At 33.0% G+C, this 20,049-nt stretch carries 17 protein-coding genes and 1 tRNA gene; 9 read left to right on the forward strand and 9 right to left on the reverse strand.

Features of this window, described 5'->3' with window-relative positions:
- Window positions 1-67: 67 nt before the first annotated feature.
- Window positions 68-556, reverse strand: coding sequence for a hypothetical protein (locus NEF87_RS19105; protein ID WP_457917080.1), 489 nt, complete (start codon window positions 554-556; stop codon window positions 68-70).
- A gap of 2 nt (window positions 557-558) precedes the next feature.
- Window positions 559-891, reverse strand: coding sequence for a DUF6290 family protein (locus NEF87_RS19110; RefSeq protein WP_457917081.1), 333 nt, complete (start codon window positions 889-891; stop codon window positions 559-561).
- Between the two features lie 426 nt (window positions 892-1,317).
- Between NEF87_RS19110 and NEF87_RS19115 the strand changes: the two genes are divergently transcribed.
- Window positions 1,318-1,423, forward strand: a tRNA-Asp gene (locus NEF87_RS19115).
- A gap of 92 nt (window positions 1,424-1,515) precedes the next feature.
- Here NEF87_RS19115 and NEF87_RS19120 read toward each other — a convergent pair.
- The 4 genes from NEF87_RS19120 to NEF87_RS19135 all read right to left on the reverse strand — a co-directional run bounded on the left by NEF87_RS19120 (window position 1,516) and on the right by NEF87_RS19135 (window position 8,416).
- Window positions 1,516-4,812: a hypothetical protein gene (locus tag NEF87_RS19120; RefSeq protein ID WP_457917082.1), complete on the reverse strand. Its 3,297-nt coding sequence runs from the start codon at window positions 4,810-4,812 to the stop codon at window positions 1,516-1,518.
- A gap of 262 nt (window positions 4,813-5,074) precedes the next feature.
- Entirely contained in the window at window positions 5,075-7,222 is a 2,148-nt protein-coding gene (locus NEF87_RS19125; RefSeq protein WP_457917083.1) for an ATP-binding protein, read from the reverse strand.
- Window positions 7,223-7,371: 149 nt separating this feature from the next.
- Window positions 7,372-7,647, reverse strand: coding sequence for a hypothetical protein (locus NEF87_RS19130; protein WP_457917084.1), 276 nt, complete (start codon window positions 7,645-7,647; stop codon window positions 7,372-7,374).
- Window positions 7,640-8,416, reverse strand: a complete 777-nt coding sequence (locus NEF87_RS19135; RefSeq protein ID WP_371803083.1) for a hypothetical protein — start codon at window positions 8,414-8,416, stop codon at window positions 7,640-7,642. Before NEF87_RS19135 ends, NEF87_RS19130 begins: the two co-directional genes overlap by 8 nt.
- 137 nt (window positions 8,417-8,553) lie before the next feature.
- On the opposite strand from NEF87_RS19135, the gene NEF87_RS19140 reads away from it, so the two are divergent.
- From NEF87_RS19140 to NEF87_RS19150, 3 genes are all read left to right on the forward strand, one after another.
- Complete coding sequence (locus NEF87_RS19140) at window positions 8,554-9,048, forward strand: hypothetical protein (RefSeq protein WP_457917085.1); 495 nt, start codon at window positions 8,554-8,556, stop codon at window positions 9,046-9,048.
- A 35-nt stretch (window positions 9,049-9,083) separates the two neighbouring features.
- On the forward strand, window positions 9,084-9,815 hold the full coding sequence (locus NEF87_RS19145; RefSeq protein ID WP_457917086.1) for a metallophosphoesterase: 732 nt from the start codon (window positions 9,084-9,086) through the stop codon (window positions 9,813-9,815).
- Window positions 9,816-9,940: 125 nt separating this feature from the next.
- Window positions 9,941-11,011: a hypothetical protein gene (locus NEF87_RS19150; RefSeq protein WP_457917087.1), complete on the forward strand. Its 1,071-nt coding sequence runs from the start codon at window positions 9,941-9,943 to the stop codon at window positions 11,009-11,011.
- 11 nt (window positions 11,012-11,022) lie between these two features.
- Here the strand turns inward: NEF87_RS19150 and NEF87_RS19155 are convergent, their stop codons facing one another.
- Window positions 11,023-12,519 (reverse strand): amidase, encoded by a 1,497-nt coding sequence (locus tag NEF87_RS19155; protein WP_457917088.1) that lies wholly within the window; start codon window positions 12,517-12,519, stop codon window positions 11,023-11,025.
- Window positions 12,520-12,652: 133 nt separating this feature from the next.
- Window positions 12,653-13,285, reverse strand: coding sequence for a histidine phosphatase family protein (locus NEF87_RS19160; RefSeq protein ID WP_457917089.1), 633 nt, complete (start codon window positions 13,283-13,285; stop codon window positions 12,653-12,655).
- Between the two features lie 453 nt (window positions 13,286-13,738).
- Here NEF87_RS19160 and NEF87_RS19165 point away from each other — a divergent pair, with 453 nt between their 5' ends.
- Window positions 13,739-14,170 (forward strand): iron-sulfur cluster assembly scaffold protein, encoded by a 432-nt coding sequence (locus NEF87_RS19165; RefSeq protein ID WP_457917090.1) that lies wholly within the window; start codon window positions 13,739-13,741, stop codon window positions 14,168-14,170.
- On the opposite strand, the gene NEF87_RS19170 is transcribed toward NEF87_RS19165, so the two are convergent.
- A complete protein-coding gene (locus tag NEF87_RS19170) occupies window positions 14,167-16,113 on the reverse strand; it encodes a hypothetical protein (RefSeq protein ID WP_457917091.1) in 1,947 nt (648 codons plus the stop codon). The genes NEF87_RS19165 and NEF87_RS19170 overlap by 4 nt on opposite strands.
- 166 nt (window positions 16,114-16,279) lie before the next feature.
- Here NEF87_RS19170 and NEF87_RS19175 point away from each other — a divergent pair, with 166 nt between their 5' ends.
- The 4 genes from NEF87_RS19175 to NEF87_RS19190 all read left to right on the forward strand — a co-directional run bounded on the left by NEF87_RS19175 (window position 16,280) and on the right by NEF87_RS19190 (window position 20,044).
- Window positions 16,280-17,248: a hypothetical protein gene (locus tag NEF87_RS19175; protein WP_457917092.1), complete on the forward strand. Its 969-nt coding sequence runs from the start codon at window positions 16,280-16,282 to the stop codon at window positions 17,246-17,248.
- A gap of 21 nt (window positions 17,249-17,269) precedes the next feature.
- On the forward strand, window positions 17,270-18,103 hold the full coding sequence (locus tag NEF87_RS19180; RefSeq protein WP_457917093.1) for an SDR family NAD(P)-dependent oxidoreductase: 834 nt from the start codon (window positions 17,270-17,272) through the stop codon (window positions 18,101-18,103).
- A 133-nt stretch (window positions 18,104-18,236) separates the two neighbouring features.
- Window positions 18,237-19,313: a zinc ribbon domain-containing protein gene (locus NEF87_RS19185; protein ID WP_457917094.1), complete on the forward strand. Its 1,077-nt coding sequence runs from the start codon at window positions 18,237-18,239 to the stop codon at window positions 19,311-19,313.
- 53 nt (window positions 19,314-19,366) lie between these two features.
- Window positions 19,367-20,044, forward strand: coding sequence for a GTPase domain-containing protein (locus NEF87_RS19190; RefSeq protein WP_457917095.1), 678 nt, complete (start codon window positions 19,367-19,369; stop codon window positions 20,042-20,044).
- The last annotated feature ends 5 nt before the right edge of the window (window positions 20,045-20,049 follow it).

Raw genomic sequence — 20,049 nt, forward strand, 5'->3', positions numbered from 1 at the left:
GACTCCTGATGAGAAATTCACTACTGGTGATCTTTTAGACGCCGATTATCCCTCTTTTCCCTCTTTTCTATAGTGAATGGTAAATTTGTTTGATTTTTGCTAAAACTTTTTTATCATATCTTTTTCTTTGTTCCCAATTATGGAAACACTTATAAAAAATATTCTTTGAAAGGAGATCTGCTCTTACTAAACCGAGAAGAAAACTCCATAAATAATCACAATTTATTTGATGAGCTTGGCATTGAAGAATCAAATCTCTATCATTTGAAATTATTACAGATAGATCCCTATGTCCAGTTATGAATAATTCTTGATCTGCTTGATCTAAATGGTGGAGTAAATATTGATTAACATATTTTTGGCGTTCTTCTTCAGATATTTCTACTGTAAAATCAATTTGTATTAAGGAATTTAGTTGATAGTGGTGGTATTCTTTGAGTAATTCTGCCGTCACTCCTATTCTAAATGCTTCAAGATTTTGCTCAAAATGAATCTTTTCTTCTTTCGTCAATCTATTGATTTCAAGAAGCGCACAAGTATCTAAAAATAGAAGCATTATTAGTCCCTATGTTTGAGTAATTTTGAAAGATCAAAATTCAAGGCAAAATTTTCTTCTCTCGCTAATAAATTATCTGGAATGATTTCTATAGCATCTCTTTGAGCCCATTCTAAAAGAAATTTCTCATATGATAACCCAGACAATTTCCACGCTTTTTTAAATCCTATTTCTCCTTCCTTTAATCGTTGAAATGCTAATTCAATTCTTTTTGCTTGAATTTCTTTCAGTAAACTGCGTTTAGCAATCTCAGATAATGACATACCCTTGCTTTTAGCGACTTCTCGGATAATTTCCATATCCTCGGGATCAATTCGAAAATTAATTTGACTCACGATAGAAAAAATAGCATCGTATCTTAATAAATCTGTGTATAAAAAATATTACCAATATTTTCTCTATCAAAATTTGGTTTTTTCTGAAATTTTAGAGGAAACTTAATTTTATTGAACAAATTCTGGTTTATTGGGATTATATTCTCTAGATCACCACTTTTTTTACTTTTTGATTTCATCTTGAAGTAAGAACCTATTCCACCATTTATGATTACTTAGTTATTACCTAATTTTAAAGATTTAATTTAAAAAGATCTCGCTACGGTATTAAGAATTTCTCCTTAATATTCATCTTCCTATGCGTTGCTGAGAGCGGTCGATGATCTGATTTAAGTCTTTTCCTTAATCTGAAAGGAATTGTGCCACTTCCATAACTTTTTAATAGGATGGCACACTGATAGAATTACTACTAAACGTAGCATCCGTGCCCCGATAGTGTAGTGGTCAGCATGAAGGACTGTCACTCCTTCGACTCGGATTCGAAAGTTGGCTGAATTTCTCATCCAATACGAAAATTCCGGTCGGGGCGCCATTTTTCTTCTTCTTATTGAATATCTAATTTTCTGCGACAATGTTTTAATTTTATTTCAAGAATTTCACAAAAAAAATTTTGAATTGGTCATATTATGACCATTCAGATGGATGAAACCATTCAAATTGATTAATTCTGTTAGTTAAGAGATAATACATCATATCTCCAAAAATATCTAATGAAACAGGTTTGCCATATAAATCGTTTAAAAATTGTTTATTAGATTCATCTTTTAAGTAATCAACCAGGTATTTATTACTTGATTTCTCACAAACAGAGCCATTCCAACGGGATTTTTCTTTGTTATATAGAAGAGTTTTTGAACTCAGATTTCTCCTAACCAAATTTTCCCAAGATCGTATCATCATTAGATAAAAGAGTCGCATATCGATAACAATGGATTTTGGAATCCTTTTCATTTTTTTATCAGCATCTAATAAATATTTTTCAAAATTCCATTCAAATCGTTCCACATTATTTGTTTTTGGATTAACTCCATTACATATTTTGAGCCAATTGTATACTTGCCTCTTCTGCTCTAGATTCAATCCATTTTCAATTTGAACATTTATTTCCATTTTTGATCGAGTTTCAATTACAACAGGCTGGTTTATTTGGGGGTTCCACCATGATAAAATAGATCCAAGATTTTGATCAATAAATGAATTCAGCTCTTGATCATAAACATCTAAATTTTGAATAACTTCAATGTAATCAACATCATTTTTCAATCGCTGAATCTGATTAAACAATCTATATATTTCAGCGGTCATTAATGGATTTAATCGACCTTGAAATTTGGAATTAGGGACTGATATTCCAAAGTTTTCAAAGTTATCACATAATGCATAATCTTGCCAAGCATCTTGAGATTTTACAATGGAGATTTTCGGTTGACATGCAAAGAAATTGCCCCAAGCAGATTGGATTTTTTCCATATGATATTCTCTTCCCGATGACGTTCCATCTCCTTCATCAAGATATTCTACCCAAATAAGGTATTTTCCTTGGGCGGATGCTCCAAGTTGCACTAATTCATCTGGTTTTATGAAAGTGCCCTGATTGCATCGATAAACTTTGAAATTTGGAGTTTGACAAATGGATTGCAACTTTCCTCTACCAAGGACAACATAATATTTATCACTACTTTTTGTAGGGTTGATCTTTCCTTGTTCATCCACTTTCAATTTGGAGATCATTCCAATTAATTCATGGTTATTTTGAAAATCTAACAATCTTTTGAATTTTTGGCCAGATGGCGTAAAAGTTGAAGAAATTTGTTTTTTGACAAAAATTGAATTGTCTTTTCCTTGATCTTTGAATTTTGCTGCAATTAATTCAATTGAATTTCCTATTTCATATTGATAAGAAAAAGCAGTAGGATCTTTGAAGAGATTCATGCGATAATATGATGGGGAATTTCCTCCAAAAAGGTGGATTGGTAGCTTTCTTTGTGTAAAGAGATTTTTTGAATGCTTGTAAATGAAATCATTGAAATGATCCACATTTTCAAATAACACACAATATCGATCCATCCCAAGCATCCTCAAGTAAAATTCTTGTAGGTACAAATTATATTCTGATTGTAGTTCAGTCCAAGTTCTCGAATATTTCTTACTTGCTCTTTCTGTTGATCCAGCATATATTTGTACATTTTTATTCCCAGTCAGAAAATCAATTGCTGCAAATGAAGCTTTGTATATTTTTCTTTGAACTGATGAGTTGAGAGAAGTTGCCGTGATTTGATCACCGATCACATTTTTTCCTTCTTGGCATTCTATATTGTATATTCCTTGGAGTTTTTCTAGCCAATTAACTATAGATTCTTGCTTATTGGGATCCCGATTTTTGAATAATTTCAACCTATTAGATTTTTTACCTAAGAAATCATCTACTGACTCATAGGGAGAATTTTTCAATTTTGCTTTTAAAATGAATTTAGTGAAATCTATTTTCTCCATAACTAACCAATTTGGAAAATCTTGGGAAATAGTGTGTTGCTGGAACCAGTTGTAAATGTTGCCTTTAAAAGATGGATATGAACGGTTATCGGTGATCTGTGAATTGTTTAACACTAATTTGTTCAATAAACTAACAAACAATTCAAATCCTTTACTGTGAACAACTTTCCTTTCTCCTAATGAATTTGTAAACACTAAATCTGAAAAACCGGCTGAGTGGACAATACCGCCTAAATATCGACAATATTTAAAAACAATCCATAAATTATCTCCCTTTATTCGTTCAGAGGGAGTTCCTACGATTTTTACAAAATTAAAGTGCTTCATAGAAACATTTTGATCCATTTTTTCAATTAAGTCATGAAATCTCATTGGAACATTGTGTCGATTATACATTCTAGATGCATGCCCACCTGAGACCGTTTCAGCATTTCCACAAAGGCGTCCAGTTATACCAATCATTATTAATTCGGTCAAAGCTAAATTTGCTGCAACTATTTTTCTATATAGTTTATCCAATGAAGAATGATTTGAATCTCGATTTGTGTTTTCAAAGGCTATTTGAGGTATATATTCTTTATTTATTGCTTGAATATCTGAATTATTTGATCCACGGGATGGAAAGAAGTATTGTATTTTATCCAATTCTAGTAAAATATGAAGAGGTAAAATTAACTGATCATTGAATCGAATTATGAATTGTGGTGTGATGAAATCCATATTCTTAACTCTGATACCCGGGGTAACTCGCAAATCATTAAACGCTTTCACTGTTGAAATATCATATTTAATCAATTGTGAAAGCAATTTTGGATACTTACCTCCAAATAATTCAAGATGTTTTTCATAAATTTGAGTTATATTGGATTCAAGTAACTTTCCTCGTTGAATTTCGAGAATTAATTGTTCACAAATATGATTTGAATCCTCGCTCTCCATAAATAAAGTTTCTTCTAAGTGATCTTTGAGTGCTTTTTTTTTTTTAAATTTTATTTCCTTAGAAATTTTATTGCTTACATAGAAGCCAATTCCTGTGAAAGCAAATCCTCCGATTATTTTGAAATGTGGGTTTGAAATTCCACGAAGTTTGATGCTTTTTTCTTTAATATTAGTTGGTATCTTCATTATTACTTTGTCCTTAATTTTTTTCACATTCTTTTTAACCCTAATAGGGATTTGATTTGTTAGATTTGTCTCAATTATGAGTTTTATTTCATTTTCGCAGTTTTTAATAAACTTAGAAATGGCAATTTTTCCTACTTTATCTTCTTTTGAAAAACGATTGGAGAAAAAATCAATATCGTGTTCTTTGTCAGTTTTAGTTAAAGGATTAAGCCAGTTAATGACAAATTTTCTTGCATTTTCACCTAAATTATTTATATTAACTTTTTGAAAGGCTTTAGTTATTTTTTTTCTTGTTATTTTCATTTAAGATCATTCCATATCGAGTTTTTAAATTTTAAACTCTAACTATGGATTTCACTTAGTTAATACCTTTAAATAGAAAATACTAAAAATGATTTTTGATTGAGTGAAAGAACATAGGGAAAAAAAAGGAAAACTTATTCTTAAAATCTTTAATAAACCATTGTCTAAGGTTATTTTTTATAGTAAGGCACTTTGCTCATACATTAAATTAAGAAAACCAATTCAAAGGGCAGATTAAGTAAAAAATATAAAAAACGGATGATTAATGCTTCTTCATTCTTTGAATTTTTTTAGCTAAATCCACAAGTTCGAAGGGTTTAACCATGACTCCCAAATCGTAGTGATCTTTAGGAGGTATGTCTTGTTCAGAATAACCCGTGATAAATAAAATTGGTTGCTTTGGATTGATTTTTTTAATCTCTCGATATATATCAATACCATTCATTCCAGGAAGATTTATATCGAGAATCACTAAATCGAATTGCTGGGGGAAGGATTTATATAATTTCAATCCTTTTAGGCCTAAACCTTCGGAGTACATTGTAGCACGACATTTTCTTAAGAATTTTTGGATGGAATTCTTTACCATCTCTTCATCTTCGATTAATAGAAGTGTAAGATCGTGAAAATCAAAGAACAAAGGTTCATCTAAAGTAATAGCTTGAGATTGGTTTAATTGTGAATGAAATTGACGATTTAGTATTGGAAATGTGAGTGTGAAGGTCGTTCCTTGATTTTCTTTGCTCGTTACTGAAATATTTCCATCCATCGATTCCATTGAGCTATATACAATGGTAAGCCCTAATCCTGCCCCTTGCCTTGTTTTTTCTTTTGTACTAAAGAATGGATCGAAGATTTTGTCTTGAATTTCTAGTGGGATACCCATGCCCGTATCCGAAACCTGAATTTCTAAATCGAATTGGGAATCATAAATTTTTGAAGATGGGATATGTAGTTGGTTGGTTGTTATCCGTTCTGGCGTAGATGGTGTTTTTTTAGGAGCCAATCGACTAGTTACTTGAATTAATCCAGAATTATTTCCAATAGCATCACGAGCATTTATCCATAGATTTAGAAAAATCTGATTAAATCGGGAATGATCACCTAACAGATAGATCTCTTCTTCAACAAGTTGAGTTTCCATTGTAATTCTGCGATCTATCATTTTTCGGAATCCTTTGAGCAAATCGTCAATCGCAATGTTCGCGTTAATTAGTTTTAGTTCGACAGATGGAGATCTGGAGAATTGGGTGATCTGATTGATAATTTTACCTGAATTTTTTATTAGGGATTGAATCTCTTGTAGATCCTCATCGATTTCAAGCAAAGTATCTTGTCTAGATTTCACCAATCCTTCCTTAAGATCTTTTAAATTCATATCGATTAAAGATACATTTCCTTGAATACCTGCCAAGAGATTATTAAAATCATGGGCCATACCTCCTGCAAGAGTTCCTAAACTTTCCATTTTTTGTTGCAAGTGCAATTTTTGCATGAGTTCTGCCTTTTCTATAGATGATATGTGAAGAAGGTTGTTTCGATTTATTAGAGATTGTACTAATATCGCCACGACAGCAGCAAGGGTGAATCCTAAAATTAGCGTTGAGCTATTATTCCAAATTGATAATTCTGCAATTAATTGAGCTAATGGGCGTAAAGCAATGAGTATTTCAAATGAATCTAAAATGTTTAGTTCTTTGGAAACTGCATAAGGATCACCTTGGGTAAAATTTTCTCCTTGTTGGTAGATTGGTTGGTTGTTAAAACTAATACTAACGGAATATTGATCAATTCCCACAAAGCCATATTCTGGACGAAGGATTTCCCCACATAAAACACTGAGTTCGAAGACTCCATTTAAGTATCCTGTTAATGTTGAATTTACTATAAGAGGAATTATTGTTATAAATCCATATCCGCCCTGGTACAAAGTAAAAACGCCCATTGTCCCCATTTTTCCGGTTTCTTGCGCATCTTTAAATGCGATATTTAAATCACCATTAGCGATATAGATTATGGATTTATTTAAGGCTCCAATATTGTCTTCATATGGATAAATCCACCGGATCGTTCCATTAACATCTATCCAATTGATGGCTCTAAATCCAAGTGTAAAATTAAAATATCGGGGGATTTCTGATTCGAAACGGGTCGGTGAATAACAATCTTCAATATTATCAACTTTGATCCACGAATCTCTTAACAACATTAAAATATCGACTCGTTTTTCAATTTCACTGTGAATCGCAACGCTGACTTGAGAAATCATCACTTCAGTTTTTTCATTCTGATGAAATTTCAAATCGTTTATGTCTCTAATGGTTAAATAACTGGAAAAACTTAAAATTAATCCTATCGAAATTACCGAAGCATATTTTATAATTTGCTTTTTAAACACAGAATCAGACATGAATTAATTTCAAACAACAGTTTCCTCCTCAATTATTTTTAGTTTTAGTAAATTTTCAAGATTTTACTGGAAATATTTCAAATGTCAGACTATAGTTAAAGAGGGGCTTTGGAAGAATATGATTTTAAAAAAAAGATATGCAAATTAGATTATACTTGAGCCATAGTGATCAAAGATTGATTTTTTTGAGCTACTTCTTTCAATTTATTGATTACAGTTCCAATGTTTGTTGTTTTTGTTCTTTCCAATCGTTTTTTTAATGGATCCTCTATTACTTTTATCCATTCATTGAATTTTAAGGTATCGGGATTTTTATCCCCTAATAAATCTTTTACTGAGAGTTTCAAAAGAGCCCGGTTCAGAATTTGCGTTTTTTTGGTAAATTCAATTAAAGTATCTGCAAGAATGTTCAGGAATTCACTCACTGTCTCCATCCTCCATAAATTTAGCCATCAGTTCTTCCTCGCTTAGTTCTTCTTCTGAAGATAATTCCTCTACTTTGGGACTCCACCCTTGATTTAGTTTTTCTTTGAATGATTTGGGCATGACCCAAATTAAGAAATTGATCATTAGATAGATCAAACTTGACAGAGAGACACCTAGGAATAGAATTGCCGTCCCAACACTATCATAGACTAAAAATATGAAGAAGCTAAACGCTCCTGTATAGAAAAGAGCGATTGAAGCCACTAAATAGAGTTTGTACCTCTTTTTGATATAGGGTTCAAGTTCAACCTCTTTTATTTTGCGATAAGCCTCACGGGCAGTGTAATATTGCCATGAACTAATAATCATCGTTAATAATCCAAATAAAATATCGGACATGGCCCTAAAGAAGGCCGAACCATTCGATTCATAAATACCATAAGATATACAGATCAAAATGGTTGACAAGAGTGCGTAACTTAAGTAATACGTGGTCCATTTTTTATTTCCCTTTAAGAACGTCATGTAATTAAAAATGAGTAACCACGAAATCCCAACCGCTCTAAAAAAGTGATAGATTAGAGTTCCTCCTCCATTTGCTAAGTAGAAAACGAAACAAATGTCAATAAAAATAAGCGATATCGCTAAATGAAGTAAGGAAGTCAATCCCGTTTTCTTAGCCCGATAAATAAGATATCCCGCAATTCCAGCGTATAAGGCCATATTAAAGCCCATCGAAATATATAAGATCAGTAAATAAAATTCCATAAAAATCTCCTAAAAAATGTAATCGTTTTGATCCTATAAATCTCGGTTTAAATCAGTTTTCCACATTTTTTGAAAAAAATCCCAATAAAAAATGCTAATTCAGAGCTTTTCATATTCTACCTCAAACTGTACTTCATATGACTAACCCGATAAAGGACAGCCATGTTGGCGCTCTCGCAATTTCTCGCAGATATCGAGATTCTAACCCTGATATTGATCTTAAACTGAGCTCATTTTCTTTAGATTTGGAGGATGCTACGAGGGATGAATTATCGGTTTTACAACAGCTTCCAGTTTCGATTGAAATGAAGCTAGCCTTGAAATTATTTCGTCATCCATACATTCTGGATGAAATTTCTGAAGAAGGTGAATTAATCACTGATGAGATCATGATTTCAGATTTCAGTCAGGAAGTGCAAGGTAAAGCAGTATTAATGCATCATTGGCACTCTATCAAGGATGCTGTTATATGGGGATCATATCTTGATAGAGGATGTGGGTGGCAATATGAAGAACATTCTTTCTCTGAGGATGTGATGCAGGTGTGTTTGGTGAATATAGATGACTCTCCGGAAGAGTGGAATATTTTATCCTTTTGGGTAGTTGAAAAAAGTTCGATTTTGCTTGAATAATATTTTTTATAATTTTCGACAGAAAGAGGATACTGATGAAAATTCAAATTGTGAGTGATCTCCATCTAGAATTTGGAGACTATACCTTGCCTCAATGTGAACGGGACTTGTTAATCGTTGCAGGTGATGTTCATGTGGGAAAAAAAGCTGTATCGTTTTTAAAAGAGCAACTTGAATGGAGTCCCGTGGTGTATATTTTGGGCAACCATGAATTTTATGAACATGATATTGAAACGATAACTACTTTCTATAAGGAACTTCATCTTCCAGGATTACATGTTTTAGATAATTCTGGATTTGAAATGGATTGTGTTCGTTTTTTGGGTTGCACTTTATGGACTGATGCAAATCAACAAAATGCAATAGATATCCAAAATGTAAAAGGAGGTCTCAATGATTTTCGGTTGATTAAAAATGGTGATCGCATATTTACAGTCCAAGATTCTATTAATCGTCATCTTGCAAGTGTGATGTGGTTATCTAATGAATTGAAGAAGCCATACAATGGTAAAACCGTGATAATTACTCATCATTTACCCAGTTTGAGATCGATTGATCCAAAATATTCTTTCAGTGCATTGAATTATGCTTTTGCGTCTGATTTGGACAATATAATCGTTGAAAATGCTCCCACCTTGTGGATTCATGGGCATACTCATGAGAGTGCGAATTATCAGATTGGAGCGACCAAGGTGATTTGCAATCCAAGGGGATATTACAATGAAATTAATTCCAAATTTGATCCTCACTTGATTATCAATTTGTAACTCTCTATATTTGTTATTTACTATATTTTAATAGATTTTGCGACTTATCTGTCATTTTTCTTCGGTAACTCTAAAGCATTGAAGTGTCCTATCATATATATTGAATTATTCCTATCCCAAACTTGGTGACTACAATTTCACTTAGAGAAATCGAACTTGGTATCTGGTTGACAATTGCGATAATCCCCTTTGTAGGGTCTCTTCTAAGTGCCAAAGGATATAAAAAATGGCAAATTAAGCCATATTTACTTCTAATTTTGATGAATGTTTTTATGAGTTTGTATGGGATGCTGTACTTTGTTGGACGTTTGATCAATAACGTTGAATTTATTATGGCTGGGTTTGTTTGCGTGAATGTTGTTTTAATGCTCAATACCAGTTTTATTTTATCCATTTATAGTCCTCGTATCCCGAAACTTATATTGATTCAAATTCAAATTATTTTTTTAATCTTATCCATTCATGCTACTTTTTCTACCCCACCTCAGCTCTCTGATGAACAAATGCTTTTTCCGATAATGGAAAAAATTGGAATGATAGGGGGGTTATTCATCTTTTTTATAACTATTATAGGTTATTCGGTTTTTTCTTTAAAGAAAGTGAAAACAAGGAATCTGCCAAAAAAATTAAACATTTTTCCAATTACATTATTAATAGGTATTTTTTCGACCTTAATTCTCTATCTTCTCGTAATTTTGATCAACATTCCTCTTTTCTTCGCTTTAATTCCTGGTCTACTTAGTTTTTCTTTAGTTGCTTTTATCCTACTATTTATTCCCTCGTCATTATTTATAACTCCAATTGAACCTTTACATCTTGCTATAATAAGCCATACTGGAAAAACTCTGTTTAGCAGAAATTTTCAGCAAGATATCAAAGATGAAGTGATACATGGTGCCATCTCGGCAATTAATGTGATTTTTCAAAAATATTTAGATCCCAAATCACAACTTAAACAACTTCTCTTTGAAAATTTAGTATGTTATGTGGAATTTCGTCCACATTATTTTATCATACTCATTGATCGATATTATTTTAAACAAATGGAATCTACTCTTAGACAATTTGTGAGTTCTGTTGATCCAATAATTTCCAATCTACCTTCTGACTGGGATGGTGATCTTCTCTCTTTGGGATCAGATATACTTCCCATTTTCGAGCAAAAATTCAAATTTATTCCCGAAATGCTACGTTAAATTTGCTTTATTTATATTGAAGGTAAGAATTTTGGAGGATGGCGGACTTTAATTGCTTGCTCTAAAGCGTAAGCAAAACCTAGTAATTCTTTTTCCGAAAATTTTGGACCAATAAATGAAATTCCTACGGGGAGTTCAAAGACGTATCCCATTGGTATTGTAATACTCGGATATCCCGAAATTGCTGCAGGAGATGTGCTGGATCCGGTGTGATGATCTCCGTTTATATGATCAATTGGCCAAGCTGGGCTTCCCGTAGGTGCAATTATGACATCGAGATTAAATTCTTTCAATGTGGTATCCAATCCTTTTTCTTGGGCAAGAGTTTTACAAGTTTGAATCGCTTTGAGATATTCTTCAGTTTCTAAGGATTCTTTCTCATGAGCCAATTTTAAGATTTCTTGCCTGAAAAAAGGCATAGTTTCTGTACTGTGGGAAGAATTAAAATCAATTAATTCTTCCAGTGAGTGTACGGGGAGTTTTGCGTCTAAGTTTACTAAATATTTGTTCAAATCTGTTTTAAATTCATAAAGTAGAGCCAAAAATTCTGCATCGCCAACTTCATCGGGAAAATCAATATTCGCAGGATCAACAATGATACCGCCTAATTTTTGGATAGTTTTGATCATTTCTTCCATTAAAGGGTCAACATGATGATTTACTCCGAAAAAATTTCGAGCAACTCCAACACGCTTGCCTTGTAGAGCATTTAAATTGAGGTTTTGAGTATAATCTGTTTGAAACTTATTAGTTGGATCCATGGTGCTAGGATCAAGTGGATCTTGAGGTGATGGTCCAACCATCGTTCCTAATAAAATTGCCACGTCTTCAACTGTACGACCCATAGGACCAGCGGTATCTTGACTGTGGGCAATAGGAATGATCCCTGTCCGACTTAACAATCCGATTGTGGGTTTTAAACCTACTATTGAGTTGATGTGGGAAGGACAAATTACCGATCCATCCGTTTCAGTCCCAATTGCAACAGTGCACATATTTGTGGCTACTGCTACTGCAGATCCTGAACTTGATCCACATGGACTCCGATCTAAAACATAAGGATTTTTAGTTTGCCCACCTCTACTGCTCCAACCACTCGCTGAATGGGTTGATCGAAAATTCGCCCATTCACTCAGATTTGCTTTAGCAAGAATAATTGCTCCCGCATCCCGCAAATTTTTCACAATGAAAGCATCTTTGGAAGGAAAATTGTTTAGTAAAGCTAAAGATCCTGCTGTTGTCATCATTTTATCTTGTGAATCAATATTATCTTTTAAAATAACTGGAATCCCATGAAGTTCGCTTCTGATTTTTCCCGTTTGCCTTTCTAGATCTAATTGTTGCGCAATTTTTATAGCATTCGGGTTGATCTCTAAAATTGCATTAACTTTGGGGCCTTTTTTATCGATTTTTTCTATTTGTTTTAAGTAAAGATCAACCAGTTTTTCAGAACTGAGTTCATTTGTCTTAAATAGTTTTTGTAATTCCGTAATTGAATATTCTTTCACAATGATCCATCCTAAGAGTAAGAAAACCTAACAACCTAAGAAATAAAAGTTTTTTTGGATGAGGGAGTGATATCTTTTCTCCTGGCAACGAAAGACTGATTTATTTGAATTAATAGAAAAAATTAAACGATTTTTACCCCGTCCGTAAATCTGTAGGAATATGGGAAATTACGTTGAATTGATGTAATTGAAAACTCTGAAGTGTGGAATTATGTTGGATTCTCGTAATACTGCAATTGTAGACTGGAAATCCCATGTTAAATCGATGACCGAAGGGTATATTCAATAATCCACATAAAATTACTCGTATAACTCCTCCATGGGCAACAAGTGCTACTTTTGAATCATTATTTTGAATAAGTTGCTTTATTAAAGGGGATAATCTTTGAAAAACTTCGTAACCACTTTCTCCGTTAGGATAATTGAAATCTGTGTTTCTTCTACAATATATCCTAAAAATCTCTGGCGAAATCGTTGTAAAATTCTCCCATCCCCCTGTTTCTAAATCACCAAAATAAATTTCCCTTAATTCTGGTTGTGGAGTTACTGGTAGCCTTATTTCCTGTGAGATCTGTTCAGAGGTCTGGATGGTTCTTAACATGTCACTTGAATATATTTTGTTTATAGATTCGGATTTTAAAAATTTTCCCGTAAGTTGAGCTTGTTGTTTTCCACGTTTGGTCAGAGGAGGATCATTTCTTTTATTTATGGGATTAAACTGGGCTATTTTCTGTTTTTCACCATGTCGTATTAAAATTAGTTCCACAAGAAAATAAGATATAAAATTCCATATAAAGTTTATAAAATATGATTAAAGTCAAGAAACCTATTGAATCAAGTATTAATTGAATTGATGGATGATTCTAATTAATTTTGTCCTTTATTTTTTGCATAGAGGGTTGTTCAATTTTAGGCTCTCTTATTTCCATTGGTTACCAGAATTATTATGGGAAAATTCATTGCTCTGATTCCTTTCTTTGATTAATGGATGAGAAAAAACTTCTTTGTAGAAATTGAATACAATTTTTTAATACATATCTATAATATTTACTTGAGAGCAATAACTTCAATTTTCAGACAAAAACCACCACAAATGTAAAAATATTTTTTTAGTTTTCATGGAAGAATTAATAGGTTGCAAAGCTTCCCTCCGTTTGCAAATTAGATTAATTACTGCATAATCATTCAATTTTTAAGGAAATATTCTAATATATCAATGATGGATGAGTTTGATGATTTAGTTAATGATTTACAAAACCAGGTGAACCAAAAAGATCAAGCTGATTTTTCACCTTATGCTTTAAGTCTGGCCCAAAATCCTTATCATAACATGAAATTGGACCCTGAACCTGACGTATACATCCACGAATGGCAAGGTCCATGTGGAGATTCTGTATGTTGGTATTTAAAAATTGTTGATAACTTTATCCAAGAAGCATATTTTAGCACGAATGGATGTATGACTGCAATTATCGCCAGTTCTCAGACGGCGAAAATGGTTCATCATCAATATATTGCAGATGTTCGTAAGTTAACCCATGAACAAGTGCTTCATGCTTTAGGAAAATTTCCTGAGGCAGATCATCATTGTATTACTTTAGCTCTAAATTCTCTCAATTTAACTTTAAATCTATATTGTAAAACACTTTAGATTAGTTTTTGTTTCTTTAATGCTTTTTTTTTCTGTTTGATTTCTTTTTTAAGGAGTTTCAATTCCAATTTCCAAGATTTTAATCTTGTTTTGATTTCTTTCTTCTCTTCCTTGGATTTCCCTTTCTGTTTTTTTAAAGTATTAATATTATTTGTAATTTCGGTAAATTTCATCACCAATTCATTATACTTATCTAAAGGAGATTTTTGAATTTGCTGTTCTTCCTTCTCTTTTTTAGTTGAAATTGGTATTTCGGGCGATTTATCAAGAGATTCAAATTCTGGTTTAATTATCGGTATAGTTTCAAGTAATTGTTGTTGTTTCATCTGTTTTTGATCAATGGTTTCTTGTTTTCTTTGTTCTCTTGCAATTTCTTCCTGTTCTTTTTGTTTTAATTGTTTCAATCGTTCACTTTCTAATCTTTCATGTTCTAATCGCATATGTTCTTGATGCTGTTGTTCGATTCGTTCTCTTTCCAGTTGTATTTCCTTTTGCTTTTCCAATTCGATTTGTTCTTTCTCTCTTTGAATTTGTTCTAAGCGTTCTTGTTCCTTTTGTTCTTCTGTTTCTATTGCTTGAATCCAAGAGTGCACATCTTCTAAATACTTTTCTTTATCTCTTGGGTTCAAACCAAAACCAAATTTTTCCTTTTGCAAAATATTTGCAATTTTACTCATATTCCAGATATAATCGGTATGTAGTTTCAAATCCTTAATTTTGTCCCTGACTTCACTAAACGCATTTCCAATCTCAATCATTTCGTAATCTTCGATGATCAATCTTTCCAAATATCTTAACATCGCTTTAATAGAATCTTGCGGCATCGGAGGTAGAATTCTTTGTTGTACGCGAGGATTTTTTTGAAATCCAAACTGAAATGTTGAATTAGATTCTGTCGGCCCTTGCTTATACGTGCTTAAGATTTTCTGATATTCGGGTGACAAATCGGTTGATTTTTTTTCTGTTAAGGCGATTTTTGGAATTGATTTCTCTTTTGATATTCCCCATATTTCAAGCGTTTTTCGTGGAAATTCTTCCGGCCAAGGGGCGTCCAGAGAAAATATAAATGCCGTTTGAATCAGTCCTTTTTGAATTTCAAGGGGGGTTATAAGTGAAATTCCCGCGGGTATTATAGGATCTGATTGTTTCATCTGTGATAATAAAATGTCACTATTTTCAATTAAGGAAAATGGATACATAGGATCGAACTGAATTTTTGCGAAGACTTGTTCTTGACGTTTCAATAGTTTTTCAATATAGGCCAATTCCATAAATGAAAAATCTTTTTCCAAGACTTCTTTAGCTTCTGTTGAAATTCCGTTTAGACCTGCTGTAGATTCTAAGTATTCCTCTTTGAATTTATCTTGTAATTGATTTGATATAAGGATGTGATTGAAATGTCTCTTGTCAGCACTTAAAATTCTGTGGTGAATGATGGGGTAATCTATATCAATATTATGTTGAATATAATTCACAAAATCGACAATTGTTTCCTTATAGGGAACAAAAATTTCCCGATTGAGGGTTCCCTTAAGAAACGATTTTTGAGTTTCAGATTTTTGATATAGTGATAATGGGATTTTGTAGATCAACTCCTTTAAAATCATATCTGACCCCTCCATAAATGTAATATCTTTTGATTTATTGAGAAATTGGGCAAGAAAATCTGGTATTTGGAGTGCAGTCAGCGGTCTTTTATCAATTATGTATTTTCCTTGATCTATTTGGAATTTAACATAATAATATCCGATTCCAAAGATATAATGGGTTGTTTCTGAAGCATTTTTAATCGTGCATTCCATGCTAGAAAGGAAAACCACACTGTCCGCTCGAATATCTGTTATTTTATGGTTTTTATACATTCCCAAAATGGGATATCCCAACACTTTTCCCCAGCTTGGAATTATCCATAAATTATTCGAAGCAAAAATTCGTTTTTCCATTTATAATTAATGTTTTGGGCTGTCTCACTATTTAATTGTTTAATTTTTTTTTTTGATCACGGAATTGGTTTCAGAAAATCCAAATTTAACTAATCTATATGTAGACTTTGTGAAGTCTGTCCAAAAACCTTAATTTATAAGATTGTTTGAGAAAACTGTAAAAAAAATGGTCGATTCAATAGTAGCAAGAACTCTCACGATGGACTTTATTTATTTAGATTTACTTTTTATCTCAATTTGGGTAATTTATCTTATCAAAAAGAGATATTGGATGCCATTGATCTGGGGTTTTGTTGGGTGGCTTGTCTATATTTTTGTAGACTATTACTTATGGTATCGAGTGATGGGTGTAAGAACGTATGAAGGACCGATCAATGACGTTCTGTTTTTCCTGTGGTTTTGTTTTTCTCCTGGATTTGTGCAGTTTTCTTATGTTTTTACTATGTTTGAAAAGCGGAATCGTAAGGATATTATTCTTATTACCTTAATTTTTTATGTTGGGTGGACGCTTATAGGGCTTGGTTCTCAATTATTGCCCAAAGATGATAGAATAGTTCGAGTCGCGCGAAATATGAATGAAGCCGCTCAACGAATTTCTTTTACTGCTTTAGTTCTCTTTAATATTTGCATCGCCTTCCTCTTGGTTTGGAAAAAGAGACTTTCTTGGCAAGATGTCGGTTATCTCTTTCTTGTAGGTACCCTTGTTGAGTTTTGTCTGGAATTTTCTCTCGCCATATCGGGTATTCGTTTGGAACAAGGGACTTGGAGTCCAATATTGATGATCGTTAATACTCTAATTGAATTCAATATGGGAATTGTGTTGATGTATCTTATCTGGGGGGGATTCAAGTGGGTTCGCGATAGAAATGTGGGCCGTCCCTTGCAATATCAAGATTTTAAATATATTAAAACAGATTTTAATGTAATTTCAAGGCTTGGGTCTGAAAATTTACCCAAAATTTCCCCAAAAATGGCTAATCGTGTTGTTAAGTTATATAACAAACAAGAAGTTATTTTTGACCTGAGATATTACTTCAAAAAGTATTCAATAACTGATCGAAAAATTGAAGATGCGATAAAATTGGTTGAGCAAATATATTCCCGTTCGATTTCTCAAGTTTTATTAAGCTCTTGATATAAGTTAAAATAGATTAGTATGAATATGAAAAATGAGACTGCTCTAATTACGGGTTCTACAAGCGGGATAGGAAAAAAATTAGCAGAATTTTTTCTAAAAGAAGGATGCCAAGTGGCAATCTGTTCCCGATCAGAAGAAAAATTAGCTCCAACTCTAGCTGAATTTAAAAATATTTATGGAGATCGAGTTATCGGATTAATCTGTGATGTCACAAAGCCAGAAGATCTGAATAAAATCGTTTCCGAAACAGTTCAAACTTTTGGTTCTCTTCGAATTCTCGTAGCTAACGCCGGAATTAATCTTTCTTATGGTCCTTTTGATCATATGCCAAGTGAGATGGTTTTAGATAATGCTAAAAGTGTGATCGGAGTCAATTTATTTGGTGTACTCAATTCTGTTGCTGCAGTCATGCCTCAAATGAAAAAACAGAGATACGGGCGCATTATTACACTCTCGGGAGGGGGGGCGGATCGACCATTGACACATATGACCATTTATTCTGCTTCCAAAGGAGGGGTAGTTGCGTTCTCAAAATGTTTTGCAGAAGAGCTTAAAGAGAAAGAGATGGATATCAAAATAAACATTTTTCAGCCCGGAATGTTAAAAACGGGATTAACTAGTAAAGTAGAAGCAGTTCCAGATTGGAGAAGCAGTGAGGATGTTTTAAAAGAAACAGCTACTGCCATGGATTTCATGGGAGGGGATATAAATGAAAGTGTGTCTAAAGTTCTTCCCTATGTCTTACCTTCATGTACAAAAAATGGGACTGTATTTCGTGGTTTTTCTCTGTTCAAATTGATTACTGGGGCAATGAAATTACAGAAAGCGATAAAAAAAAAAAATAATTCATGATTTTTTATTCTTTTTAAAAGCATCAATCATAAGTTTTTTTCGAAATATTTCCAACAGAAATTTTCAAACTGAAACTAAAAGAGAAAAAAAAAAAGTTAATCCTTATAGAAATTGATTTTGGATTTGATAACTTATGACTGAAGAAGAGAATGCAGCTCAAAAAGCTGCCGAAGAAGAAGCCGCTAAAAAAGCTGCTGAAGAAGAAGCCGCTAAAAAAGCTGCTGAAGAAGAAGCTGCTAAAAAAGCTGCTGAAGAAGAAGCAGCTAAAAAAGCTGCTGCAGAAGACGCTGCCAAAAAAGCTGCCGAAGAAGAAGCTGCTCAAAAAGCTGCTGAAGAAGAAGCCGCCAAAAAAGCTGCTGAAGAAGAAGCCGCTAAAAAAGCTGCCGAAGAAGAAGCCGCCAAAAAAGCTGCTGAAGAAGAAGCCGCTAAAAAAGCGAAAGATAAAAAAAAACAAGAAGAAGATAAAGATAATCTTAAATTCTGTATGGGAACTAGTGATCTACTATTCAAGGTTCTTAAAGCAATTGATTTTAAGGGTGGAGAATGTTCAGTATCCTCATTAACTGTTGCATTAATGTTAGATGAGAAAGTGTTCATTGATGGGTTAAAAACTGGTTTAATGTTGAATTTATTAGAGAAAGATGGCGATATTTTTGCAACAACCGATTTGGGTGATCGCTTGCTGAGTTTAAGTAGTGTAGAACAAAAATCCTTAATTGCGAAAGAATTTTTAAAAATTGAATCGTACCGAGATATTGTATTTCGGATGAAAATGGCGACTGGAAAAGAAATTCAGATCAAAGAACTTGAAAAAGCAATTTATATTATTTTACCTAATATTCGGGAAGAAATTCGGAAGCAAATTACATCTGCTTTCATTAATTTTGCAAAATATGCTAATATTATTGAAGAATTGGCACATGCGGGAAATCCAAGTGTTAAATTGACTACAAATGGTGAATCTCAATTGGATGCGGTTCTTCAAGAACGAAAGCGGAAAAAGAAAGGGGGTGCAAGTTCAGGACCGTCTTCATCAAGTGCTCCAGCAATTGTTAGTGATTTATCTTGTCAATCTTGTGGGAAACCTATTATGTCTGATTACAACATGTGTCCCTATTGTGGAACCGCATTGAAACGTTCTTGTTCGAATTGTGGCAAGGAACTTCAACCTGGGTGGAAAATGTGCCCATTCTGTGGTACTGCACAGTAAGATTGATCAAAATGCCATAACTTTTTTACTTTCTTCTTTTTACAATTTATTTAATGCCGAAATATTATTCCACACCAAAATATGTGTCCATTGATTTGTTCGGAAAAGTTGATGTTGGAAAAACAACCATCTTTGAATTATTTGCTGGAACGCGGTTATTGAAAGATGGAGGCAATCTATCCTACGATTTTCGCACGTATTACGCGAAGTGTTGGGTTTTGCAGCAACGATGGGAACATACTATGGTTTTTTTGGCAGATCCAAAGTTAGAAATGCGATGGAAAGACCTTCGGGCTAAGCAACTGCGGAAACTTATGGAGCCTACCAACATTTTGATTTTAGTTACTGATTCAACCCTTGAAGATGTACGGTCCATTAAACAATCCTTCGAAATGTGGCCAAAAATTAAAAAAAAATTAATTATTTTTGTAATTGCCAACATGCAAGATAAGGAAGGACGACTATCTGTAGAAGAAATCAAACAATTTCTTGAAATGAAAGATGTTATTGGAATTTCGGCGATTCAACCGGGAGCAAAGGAAAAAGTGGAACAATTCATTGAAGATGCTACTTTGCGTTTTTTTGGAATGCTGGCAAAACGGGGGCAAGCTCTATTGCTCTATGATGATGATGAAATTGGATTTGGAAAAACTCCAAAAGAGAAGAAATCTAAAAATGGGAAGTATTCTTCACGAATTAGAAAGTTACAAAAAAAACTCGATGAAAGTTAATCTGT

This window comes from Candidatus Lokiarchaeum ossiferum, from assembly GCA_025839675.1.
Lineage (GTDB): Archaea > Asgardarchaeota > Lokiarchaeia > Sigyniarchaeales > Promethearchaeaceae > Lokiarchaeum > Lokiarchaeum ossiferum.

What these genes read in the sequence shown, in the direction of transcription:
- NEF87_RS19190 (WP_457917095.1), top strand. Translation starts at nt 19,367, where the DNA reads ATGCCGAAATATTATTCCACACCAAAATATGTGTCCATTGATTTGTTC.
- NEF87_RS19120 (WP_457917082.1), bottom strand. Translation starts at nt 4,812, where the DNA reads ATGAAAATAACAAGAAAAAAAATAACTAAAGCCTTTCAAAAAGTTAAT.
- NEF87_RS19180 (WP_457917093.1), top strand. Translation starts at nt 17,270, where the DNA reads ATGAATATGAAAAATGAGACTGCTCTAATTACGGGTTCTACAAGCGGG.
- NEF87_RS19140 (WP_457917085.1), top strand. Translation starts at nt 8,554, where the DNA reads ATGACTAACCCGATAAAGGACAGCCATGTTGGCGCTCTCGCAATTTCT.
- NEF87_RS19175 (WP_457917092.1), top strand. Translation starts at nt 16,280, where the DNA reads ATGGTCGATTCAATAGTAGCAAGAACTCTCACGATGGACTTTATTTAT.
- NEF87_RS19145 (WP_457917086.1), top strand. Translation starts at nt 9,084, where the DNA reads ATGAAAATTCAAATTGTGAGTGATCTCCATCTAGAATTTGGAGACTAT.
- NEF87_RS19135 (WP_371803083.1), bottom strand. Translation starts at nt 8,416, where the DNA reads ATGGAATTTTATTTACTGATCTTATATATTTCGATGGGCTTTAATATG.
- NEF87_RS19170 (WP_457917091.1), bottom strand. Translation starts at nt 16,113, where the DNA reads ATGGAAAAACGAATTTTTGCTTCGAATAATTTATGGATAATTCCAAGC.
- NEF87_RS19125 (WP_457917083.1), bottom strand. Translation starts at nt 7,222, where the DNA reads ATGTCTGATTCTGTGTTTAAAAAGCAAATTATAAAATATGCTTCGGTA.
- NEF87_RS19165 (WP_457917090.1), top strand. Translation starts at nt 13,739, where the DNA reads ATGGATGAGTTTGATGATTTAGTTAATGATTTACAAAACCAGGTGAAC.
- NEF87_RS19185 (WP_457917094.1), top strand. Translation starts at nt 18,237, where the DNA reads ATGACTGAAGAAGAGAATGCAGCTCAAAAAGCTGCCGAAGAAGAAGCC.
- NEF87_RS19105 (WP_457917080.1), bottom strand. Translation starts at nt 556, where the DNA reads ATGCTTCTATTTTTAGATACTTGTGCGCTTCTTGAAATCAATAGATTG.